Raw genomic sequence first — 8,808 nt, forward strand, 5'->3', positions numbered from 1 at the left:
CGCCTATGATCTGATCCTCGGTAAAACGGCCTCGCCGCATCGCTCGTCTCCATCTGACGAGCTAACTTACCAGTGGCATGATTCCCGGGGAGCACGTCACAGTCACCGTCGCAGAAGGCCCTGGATATTGTCACGGCAGTGTTCGTCCTGCCAACAGGTGAGCAGACGAAGCCACTATGATGCCACTTGTCATTCCATAGCAGCTGGTATCTATGTCGCCCATGACCGAACCCGCACTTCCCGACCTCGGCATGATCGAGGGCCGCTTCGGCCGCCTCTGGACCCCGGACGAACGCGGCTATGTCGTCGAAACGCTCGCTGCCGCCGGTTACAGCTTCTACCATTATGGTCCAAAGGCGGATGCGGCGCTCCGCCGGTCCTGGCGCACCGCGCACGACGCGGCGCAAACCGCAGCCTTGGCGCAGCTTTCGGCACAGGTTCGCGCAGCCGGTATGCGCTTCGGCATGGCGCTGACCCCGATCGGCTCGACCCATCCCTTCGACGATGCGGTGCGCGCCGACCTCACGCGGCGCATCGCCGATCTCGATGCGATCGGCATCGACGACCTCGCCATCCTGTTCGACGACCTGCGCGGGGACCTGCCCGAACTGGCGGCGTGGCAGGCGGATGTCGTCAATTTCTGTGCCGGGATTACCCGGGCGACGCGGGTCTATATGTGCCCGACCTATTATTCCGACGATCCCGTGCTCGACCGCGTGTTCGGCGCGCGGCCGGTGGACTATCTCGGCGATCTCGGGCGGATGCTCGACCCTGCCGTGCAGGTCTACTGGACCGGGGAAGAGGTGTGTTCGAAGGAGATCGGGGTCGGCCATCTCCGCCGCGTCGCCGATGCGCTCGGGCGGCGGGTGTGTCTGTGGGACAATTATCCGGTCAACGACGGCGCGCGCATGTCGCGCCACCTCCACCTGCGCGCCTTTACCGGGCGCAGCGCGGCGATCGCGCCATGGCTGACGGGCCATGCGATCAACCCCGCGATCCAGGCGCGCCTGACCTGCATCCCCGCGCTGACCCTGCCGATGCTCTACCGCCTCGGCGAAGACTATCGCTACGCCGCCGCCTTCACCGAAGCCGCCACCACGCTGCTGGGCAGCGAACTGGCCGACCTGCTCCAGCGCGACCTGCTGAAATTTCAGGATGCGGGCCAGGACCGCTTGAATATCCCCATCCCAAACTACCCCCACACACACCGCCACCGAGGAGGTGGTGCGATGGTTGGAGGGCTGTGATTTGATGTCGGATGCCGAAGTGCTGACGCAATAGGTGGGCAGGGTGGCGCTTCTGGTCGTCAAACTCGGCGCAGGGATGGCTGAGGTAGGCGCATGTTCCTGCGCAACACCTCTATGGTCGTCGTCAATTTGCTTGGCGGATGGTTCCGGCTAATACTGGTGGTGCTTTAGATGAATTGGCTTAGTTTTCCTGTCATTCTATCGCAAATGGTTCTGTATGGTACCATTTAACGTAGGATTTTCTAGTTTTTATTGAAATTTCAGGCAGAAAGGCATTAGCGAAATACTGGGGTGGCTGGTCCCGCGTTTCCCAATGCTCGCGTTCTCAATGGCATAATTAATGTTTTAGGCAAGCGTATTTGATCGCAAAGAATGTCGCATGCTTAGGCAGCATTTGACAGGGAATTTAGTGTAGCCGTATTCGGCGTCATGTTGACGGATTTGCCAAATTTGGGCATGAAATTACTTAATATTTTCAAGTGCTCATTCGTCGCTGGTTGGTTCGAAGAATTTTGTGTAGTGCCGGTGGGCGTCGTGTGGGCACGGTTTTATACGGCGGCTGCCAAATGTCGCAGGTGATTTTGGCGCCGCAGAGTTGATCCCCGCGGGTGCGGGGGAGACTCGATCGGGCCGGTTCCCATCGGATCGCCACCGGGTTGATCCCCGCGGGTGCGGGGGAGACGCAATCCCCCTCTTCGCTCCCGGTCCGGGTGAGGGTTGATCCCCGCGGGTGCGGGGGAGACCCGGGCGCGCAGCGGGGGATTACCGTACCCGGGGGTTGATCCCCGCGGGTGCGGGGGAGACCGGTCCCATCGGCGATGGCGATCGTCACCGCGGGGTTGATCCCCGCGGGTGCGGGGGAGACTGCTCGCCGCTGAAGGTGACCTCGCACAACCCGGGTTGATCCCCGCGGGTGCGGGGGAGACTAGCAAGCGCCACCAGTCCGTCAATCCGGCCCGGGTTGATCCCCGCGGGTGCGGGGGAGACAGGCCGGGGATGTACTCCCGCTCGGCCATCAGGGGTTGATCCCCGCGGGTGCGGGGGAGACCACCGGCGCGTCGTTCGTGGGGGTCATACGGGGGGTTGATCCCCGCGGGTGCGGGGGAGACTGCCTGCTTTGCTGCTGTACGCATTTTGTCACGGGTTGATCCCCGCGGGTGCGGGGGAGACGTCGGCAAAGGTGCGGATCGCGCGGCGGTTCAGGGTTGATCCCCGCGGGTGCGGGGGAGACATCGAATGGGCGATCTTCACCGACGAAGGTGAGGGTTGATCCCCGCGGGTGCGGGGGAGACGTCCTGCTCTCGCTTCTTGGCGGCGGCATCGAGGGTTGATCCCCGCGGGTGCGGGGGAGACTCGTGAAGGGACGGTTTGCCATGTCGACCGAGGGGTTGATCCCCGCGGGTGCGGGGGAGACCAGATCACAGCCCTCGCTCCGCTGAACCGCCCGGGTTGATCCCCGCGGGTGCGGGGGAGACGTCGCGTCGGTGTCTGCCAGCAGGTAGGTGAAGGGTTGATCCCCGCGGGTGCGGGGGAGACTCTAGGCGTTAAGTTACGGAAGTTGTTTACTATGTCAAAGACTGTTGGGATGATGATGTTAAACCTGGCGGGAGGCCAGGGCGCGGCGGACCAATAATATGCCGTCGTGGGAGATTACGTCTTTCGGGGGTTCGCCCAGCACCGACAGGCCGAGGCCGCCGGCGGATGCGGGTTCGGCCCAGCACATCACGATGCTGCCGCGCCGCAGCCGGCCGTGCCATTCCTCCACCACGGTCCAGATACGGCCGCGGACGCCGGCGCTCATGCGCGGTTGGGCATAGACGCCGGGCGCCAGTTCGAGCATCGCCGAGCCGAGGAACCCGCGATAGCGGTCCTCCACGTCGCGGGTGATGACGACCGTCAGCGGCATCAGGTCGCCGCCCCCGCCGCCTCGCCGGGCATCACCAGCGCCTTGATCCGGTCGATCATGCCGGGGATCACGCTGCGCTGGCGGAACAGGAGCGCCGCGCGCTTGCGCACCAGCCGTTCGATCGGCGGCGCGCCGTGCGCCCGCGCCTCCCGCACCGCGCCGAACGCGATGTCGAGCAGCACGTCGTGGCGATAGAGGTCGGCGATATCCAGCACGAAGCTCTGCCCCGAATCCTCATGCACGAAGCCCAGTTGCGGGATCGCGCCGGTCGAGGCGACCGCGACTGCCGCTGCGGCGGTCATCGCCGATCCGGCATGGTTGATCGCCTGGTTCGCAAGGTCGCCGCCCTCCGGGTTCTCGCGGTCGTAGCGGCGGCCGTTCCATGCGATGCCGTGGCGTTCGGCGGCCATCACATAGGCGCGCTTGATCCGTGCCCCCTCCTGTCCGCGCAACACGGTGATGTCGCGGGTGCGGACGATCTCGCCAAAGCGCATCGCGTACATCGCCCGCGCGGTTTCCATGCGGAGCTTCGGATCGGCCCAGCGGCGCACCTGCGCGCGGGCCAGTGCCGAACTGTCGGGCATCAGCGGTGGCGCGGTATAGAAGCGGACCGCCCCGTCGCCGATCGCCGCCAGCGCACAGCCATGCCGCGCCAGCAGCCGGAGCGCGTCGTGCGTGACGCTGGACCCCGGCCCCAGCAGCACGATCGAGATGGCGTGATAGGGAATCTGGTAATCGCCCGCGACAAGCGCGCCGCCACCCGCCGTCACGAAGCGCAGGCACCCGTCCTCCACCTCCAGCCGCCCGCGATCCAGCCACACCAGCCCCTGCCGATCGGCATGGGGGATGCGCGCCTTTTCCAGCCCGAGGCGACCCGACAGCATCTATCCGGCCCGCCCCGGCGGTGCGAGCAGCACCATGCCATAGCCGAACCCGGCATGGCGCCCGATCCCCTTGGCCAGCAGTGCGGCAAAGGCGGTCGGATCGGCGATGGTCAGCGTACCGCCGATCAGCGCGTCCGGCCCCTCGACCCGGTGGGTGCGCCGCCCTTCGCTGCGATGGGTGTTGCGCAGGGTGCGGGTGCGGCGGAAATGGCGCAGGTCGGCATGGTCGAGCGTCGCGGCACCGCTGAGACGACCCGCCAGCCAGTCGATATAAACCGCCGCCCGGTCGACCAGATCGGGGTCGTCACCGGCGCGTTCGGCGCGTTCGCGTGCGGCGGTATGGGCGTCGATCTCGCCCGCGCCGGCCAGCCAGCCGCCGGCGCGGTCGGTGCGGGCGGCGCGGACGCTCTTGCCGAAGCGGACGACGGGACGCACCCGAACTTCGAAGCCGTAGCGCGCCCCTTCGCGCCATGCCTCCGGCATTGGCCGCAGCCGGGGGGCGTCGAACAGCGCGTCCAGCGCCGCATCGGCGGGGGGCAGCGCGGCGGCGTCGTCGAACGCGGCGCGGTCCTGGACATAGCCAAGCAGATGCGGCCCCGTTTCATGGTCGGGCAGGAAGCGGAACGGACGCGGCGCGGCATCGCCGAACCGGGCAGTGAGCGCGGCGTGGAGCGCATAGCCGAAATCGTCATCGCCCAGCCGGCGCGCGACCGCGAAGCCGGCCAGCGCGGGCACATTGACGGAGATGCGGACGAGGTGCAGCGTCATGGCGTCACCTGTGGCCAGTCGAGCCGGCCCTGCACCACCCGGCGCAAGCCCGCATGGACCCCGGCGGGCCAGTGGCGTTCGTCGGTCAGCTCCTCGACCTGCGCGTCGTGGGTCACGACGCCACCGGTCGGTTCGCCATGGGGCCATTGCGCGCGGATCGACGGGGGAAGGGGCGTATCCACAAGGGCACATCCCTGCGCCAGCGCGTCGAGGATCGTGTCGGCATCGACGACCGCCAGCAGCAGCGGGCGCGAGGGCAGGAAGGGTTTGCGACCGAGGAACAGCGGGCGTTCGGGGCGTTGCAGGGCGTGGGCCAGCGTGTCGAGGTCGGGTGCCGTGTCGGCGGGGTCCAGCCGGCAGGCGATCAGGACGCGGGCATCGGCGTCCATGTCGCGATAGCGGATATGCGGCGATTTATAGGTGTCGGCACCGCCCGCGCGCCCCTCCACCCGGCCGCGCGTGGTCCAGCCGCGATCGTTCGCGCCCAATTGCGCGGTCTGGAACTCGCGGTCGCGCTGCCCTTCGCCGACGCGCGCCGATCCGATCACCAGCCGCGCCTGCAACGCGGCATGGGCATCGACGTCATGGCGTTCCCAGCCGAGCGCGTTGGCGAACAGCCCCGCCACCATCGACTTCGCCGGAAAATCGCGCACCACGCCATAGGCATCGACCAGATCGCCGCCGAAGCTCATCAGCGGCGCGTCGCAATCGAGCAGCAGGTGTTTCACGCAGCCGCGTCCCGCACGATCGATCCGGCCCAAGCGGCGAGCTCCCGCAGGGGGCCGTTGGCGATGCCGTCAATGGTAAGGTCCGGCATTGCCGTAAGGCGACGCGCCTCGCCGGTTTCGTACAGCCTGTCATAATCGGCGAGGTGCTTTGCCATCGCCTGCGCCGTGCGATGGCCAAGCGACCCTTCGGGATCGTGATCGGTCGCGATCGCATCGCGAAAGGCGTTGGCGAGCGTGCGCGGTTGGCGGTCGCCCGCCTCCACCAGCACCAGTTCGGCACGGCTGTACGGTGCGGTCGACCCCTTCTTGGCGCCCGGCGAGATTTCGGCGACGAGGTGGACCAGATGCTCGACCACCTGCGCGGCCAGCGCGCGGTCGTGGTCGCCGGTCCAGTCCTTCCGGTCGCAACCGGTCAGGTTGGAGACGAGCAGCGGTACGTCGACCACGACATAGCCGTAGTAGAGGCCCGAGGTCAGTTCGGTGTCGAACACGCCCGCCGCGCCGGCATCGTCGCCCTGTTCGCGGTCGCTCAGGTCGTCGACGACGGTGAAATAGTCGGTCTCGGTCTGCATCGCGTGCACCGTAAAGGCATGGGCGACATGGATCGCCGCGTCGCGGTTCGCCCGGGTATCGCTGGTCACCATGCGGCCGAACAGCGCGGCCTCCAGCGAGGCGGCGAGCAAATTCTGGTCGCGCAACTGGTTCAGATTGTTCTTCTGTTCCTTCACCCAGATTTCCGCCGCCGCCTTCACGCCGGCTGCGCTGGCGCTTTCGGCGAGCAGGCGTTCGGCCTCCGACGCCAGCCATGCCAGTTCGGGGCGGCCGAACAGCAGGGCCTGTCGCTGCTGCTTGTCCTTCGCGTTCTTCCCATAGAATTTGGTGATGAAGGCTTCCTCGACCGCATCCACCATGTCCTTGTCGAACCGGGTGCGTAAGGGGCCGGTGACGTCGCGCTCGATCGCCTGTTTGGAGCGGACGCCCTCCACGCCGTTCTGCTTCGCCAGTTCGTGCAGCGCGCGGGGGTCGTCGGCCATGCGCCAGTGGCGCTTCAGGCATTGCGACGACACGCGGGTGCGGGTGGCGGTGCCGAACGGCAGGCGCTTGGCAAGGCCAGCATCGTCGCGGTTGAGCAACGCGCCGGGCCATGCCGCTAGGAAATGGATCTGGATGAATTTCGGCACGATGCGGTCGGTTGCGGTGGTCGTCATGCGAAATCCCCTCAGTTCGATTTGGCCTGCGCGGCGTAGTAATGCCGTGCCATGCGCAGCCGGGCGGCGTCGGATTTGACCGGATCGCCGCCCAGCAGATGATAGATGTCCCACAGGTTCACCGGCTGCCGTTCGCGCGACAGGATGCGGACGGCGAGTGCCAGCTGGTCGCCCAGCGCCTCCCCCCGGCTGGCGAGCAGGCGCAGCAGGCGCTTTTCGGAAAAATTCGCCTCGAACAGCGCCGCGCCGACGCCGCGCCGTTCGTCATGCGGATACAGGGCGGCGGTGCCCGACAGCAGGCCGGCGAAATGGCCGATCAGGCGCAGCCGGGTCCAGTCGTCCTTGATCCGCGCTTCGGGCACCTGCGCGCGGAGCAGCGTCTTGATCGCGACGGCATCGGCGGCGGGCGATCTGGTCAGTTCCATGCGGCGCAGCGCCGCGCGGTCGCCGCTCGACATGCCATGCACGTGGCGGGAAACCAGCGTCATCCAGTCGTCGGGCTTCGGTGCGCTCGCGGCGGCGGGGTTACTCGCCATGTTCGGCCTCCTTGACCCATTTCTTCATTTCATGGTGCAGCAGCGATCCGGCGCGGGCGCGGGCCGGGACACGGCGGACTTCGGTGCCGGGCGCGGCTTCGGCGGCGATGGCGAACTGGTCGGTCGCGAGGTCGCGCAGCGTTTCGCGCCATGCCATGCGGTGGTTCTCCTCGCTCGCGGCGACTTCCGCCCAGAAGGGGGACGCGAAGAAGATGCCGTCGACCGCTTCGTTGAAGCGGGTCATCCAGCGTTCGATCTTTTTCTTGGCGGAATCATCGTCCAGCCGGGCGCGTTCGGGGCCGCCCTGTACCAGCGAGATCAGCGCGCGGCTGAGGCGGCGGCTGGCTTCATAGCCTTCCTCGGCGCGCTGTTTCGCGACCACGCCGATCCGGTCGAGGGGCAGGCGATTGCCGTCGGCGTCGCGTAGCGCGCCGGGGGCGCGGATGGCGCGGCGGTGCAGCCCTTCGGTCTTGCCCTGTCCGCGGACCAGCGCGGCGGCGACGATCGACAGGCCGTCGCGGTCGTCGTCGGGATGGGGCTCGGCAAGGGGGGGCCGGGTGATCTTTGCCTTGTCGAGCAGGGTCGCCATCTGGCGATAACCGAAGCCCGCGCCGGTGGGGGTATGGCTGGTCGAGCCGTCGGCCTTCATCGGTGCCCAGGGGTCGCGCGTCTTGCCCTTCAGTTCCGACGCGGCGACGCGGGCGCATTTCGACCCGGCGGTGCAGGCTTCGATCGCGTCGCCGCTGCGCCGCAGCCGGATGCGGCGGCAGATTTCGACATAGAGTTCGTCGAGCTTGTTGTAGTCGAGCGAGGTCGTGCCGTCCCAGGGCAGGGTCCACAGCAGCGTCGTGCCGGTGCGGCGATCGGGGCGGGCGCGGGCGTCGGCGACGAGGCGTTCGACATCGCGGCGGAACGCTCGGCCTGCGCCACCCGCCGGGCGGATGCCGAGGCTCATGCGGCTCGCGAAGCCGCCGTTCATGCGGGAAATGCCGTAGTTGCCGGCGCCGAGAAAGCCTTCGGTCGTTTGCAGCGTGACGAGGGCGAACAGCCAGTGTTCGTCATCGGCGGCGATCATGCGCTCCTGCTTCAGGTCGTGATTCTTGGCGGTCACGAGCATGTCGAGCGCGTCGGGGGTGGGGACGCGGTTCTTGTAGGCGGCGCGGTCGGCGGGTTGTGTGGTCGGCGGCTGGAGCAGGGCGGGCTTCGACCAGTCGTCGACGACCAGTTCCCAAGCCTCGGGCTGGTCTGGGGTCAGGGCGAGGAGCAGGTCGCGCCATGCGGCTTCGGTCGTGGGCAGCGTGTCGGTGCCGGCGTGGATCAGTGCGAGGGCGGCGACCTGCACGGTGAAGGCGTGCCACGGCTCGCGCTGGTGCGGGCGGAGCGCGGGGAAGCTCCATGCCTGCCCGCTCGCCAGCGCTGCGAATGCCGCGAACAGGCTGCCGCGATGCGTGTCGCCCCGTTCGTCCTGCCAACCGATCATGCACCCCTCCGCCGGGGGCATGGGAGCCGGATCGTCGGGCGGCGTCAAGCC

8 protein-coding genes and 1 CRISPR repeat array are annotated in these 8,808 nt (G+C 67.7%); of the genes, 1 reads left to right on the forward strand and 7 read right to left on the reverse strand.

The annotated features are described in order from the left end of the window. Positions 1-221: 221 nt before the first annotated feature. Positions 222-1,247 (forward strand): beta-N-acetylglucosaminidase domain-containing protein, encoded by a 1,026-nt coding sequence (locus ASE67_RS14530; protein ID WP_082457165.1) that lies wholly within the window; start codon positions 222-224, stop codon positions 1,245-1,247. A gap of 592 nt (positions 1,248-1,839) precedes the next feature. After that, positions 1,840-2,783: a CRISPR direct-repeat array (repeat unit 29 nt; unit sequence GGGTTGATCCCCGCGGGTGCGGGGGAGAC). Positions 2,784-2,841: 58 nt separating this feature from the next. On the opposite strand, the gene cas2e is transcribed toward ASE67_RS14530, so the two are convergent. From cas2e to ASE67_RS14565, 7 genes are read right to left on the reverse strand one after another with little or no spacing between them, the layout of a single operon-like run. Beyond that, entirely contained in the window at positions 2,842-3,153 is a 312-nt protein-coding gene (cas2e, locus tag ASE67_RS14535; RefSeq protein ID WP_055762995.1) for a type I-E CRISPR-associated endoribonuclease Cas2e, read from the reverse strand. Continuing rightward, positions 3,153-4,037, reverse strand: coding sequence for a type I-E CRISPR-associated endonuclease Cas1e (cas1e, locus tag ASE67_RS14540; protein ID WP_055762998.1), 885 nt, complete (start codon positions 4,035-4,037; stop codon positions 3,153-3,155). The genes cas2e and cas1e overlap by 1 nt, the downstream gene beginning before the upstream one ends. After that, a complete protein-coding gene (locus tag ASE67_RS14545; RefSeq protein WP_082457166.1) occupies positions 4,038-4,805 on the reverse strand; it encodes a type I-E CRISPR-associated protein Cas6/Cse3/CasE in 768 nt (255 codons plus the stop codon). It lies immediately after the preceding gene. After that, positions 4,802-5,533: a type I-E CRISPR-associated protein Cas5/CasD gene (cas5e, locus tag ASE67_RS14550; RefSeq protein WP_200922238.1), complete on the reverse strand. Its 732-nt coding sequence runs from the start codon at positions 5,531-5,533 to the stop codon at positions 4,802-4,804. The genes ASE67_RS14545 and cas5e overlap by 4 nt, the downstream gene beginning before the upstream one ends. After that, on the reverse strand, positions 5,530-6,741 hold the full coding sequence (gene cas7e / locus ASE67_RS14555; RefSeq protein WP_055763004.1) for a type I-E CRISPR-associated protein Cas7/Cse4/CasC: 1,212 nt from the start codon (positions 6,739-6,741) through the stop codon (positions 5,530-5,532). The genes cas5e and cas7e overlap by 4 nt, the downstream gene beginning before the upstream one ends. 11 nt (positions 6,742-6,752) lie before the next feature. Beyond that, positions 6,753-7,277: a type I-E CRISPR-associated protein Cse2/CasB gene (locus ASE67_RS14560; RefSeq protein ID WP_055763007.1), complete on the reverse strand. Its 525-nt coding sequence runs from the start codon at positions 7,275-7,277 to the stop codon at positions 6,753-6,755. After that, positions 7,267-8,757, reverse strand: a complete 1,491-nt coding sequence (locus tag ASE67_RS14565) for a hypothetical protein (protein ID WP_055763011.1) — start codon at positions 8,755-8,757, stop codon at positions 7,267-7,269. The genes ASE67_RS14560 and ASE67_RS14565 overlap by 11 nt, the downstream gene beginning before the upstream one ends. Positions 8,758-8,808: the final 51 nt, after the last annotated feature.

The organism is Sphingomonas sp. Leaf23 (assembly GCF_001421585.1).
Classification (GTDB): Bacteria; Pseudomonadota; Alphaproteobacteria; order Sphingomonadales; family Sphingomonadaceae; genus Sphingomonas.

Excerpts from the sequence above, each read along its gene's own strand:
- ASE67_RS14530 (WP_082457165.1), top strand. The coding sequence starts at position 222 with ATGACCGAACCCGCACTTCCCGACCTCGGCATGATCGAGGGCCGCTTC.
- cas2e (WP_055762995.1), bottom strand. The coding sequence starts at position 3,153 with ATGCCGCTGACGGTCGTCATCACCCGCGACGTGGAGGACCGCTATCGC.
- cas1e (WP_055762998.1), bottom strand. The coding sequence starts at position 4,037 with ATGCTGTCGGGTCGCCTCGGGCTGGAAAAGGCGCGCATCCCCCATGCC.
- ASE67_RS14545 (WP_082457166.1), bottom strand. The coding sequence starts at position 4,805 with ATGACGCTGCACCTCGTCCGCATCTCCGTCAATGTGCCCGCGCTGGCC.
- cas7e (WP_055763004.1), bottom strand. The coding sequence starts at position 6,741 with ATGACGACCACCGCAACCGACCGCATCGTGCCGAAATTCATCCAGATC.
- ASE67_RS14560 (WP_055763007.1), bottom strand. The coding sequence starts at position 7,277 with ATGGCGAGTAACCCCGCCGCCGCGAGCGCACCGAAGCCCGACGACTGG.
- ASE67_RS14565 (WP_055763011.1), bottom strand. The coding sequence starts at position 8,757 with ATGATCGGTTGGCAGGACGAACGGGGCGACACGCATCGCGGCAGCCTG.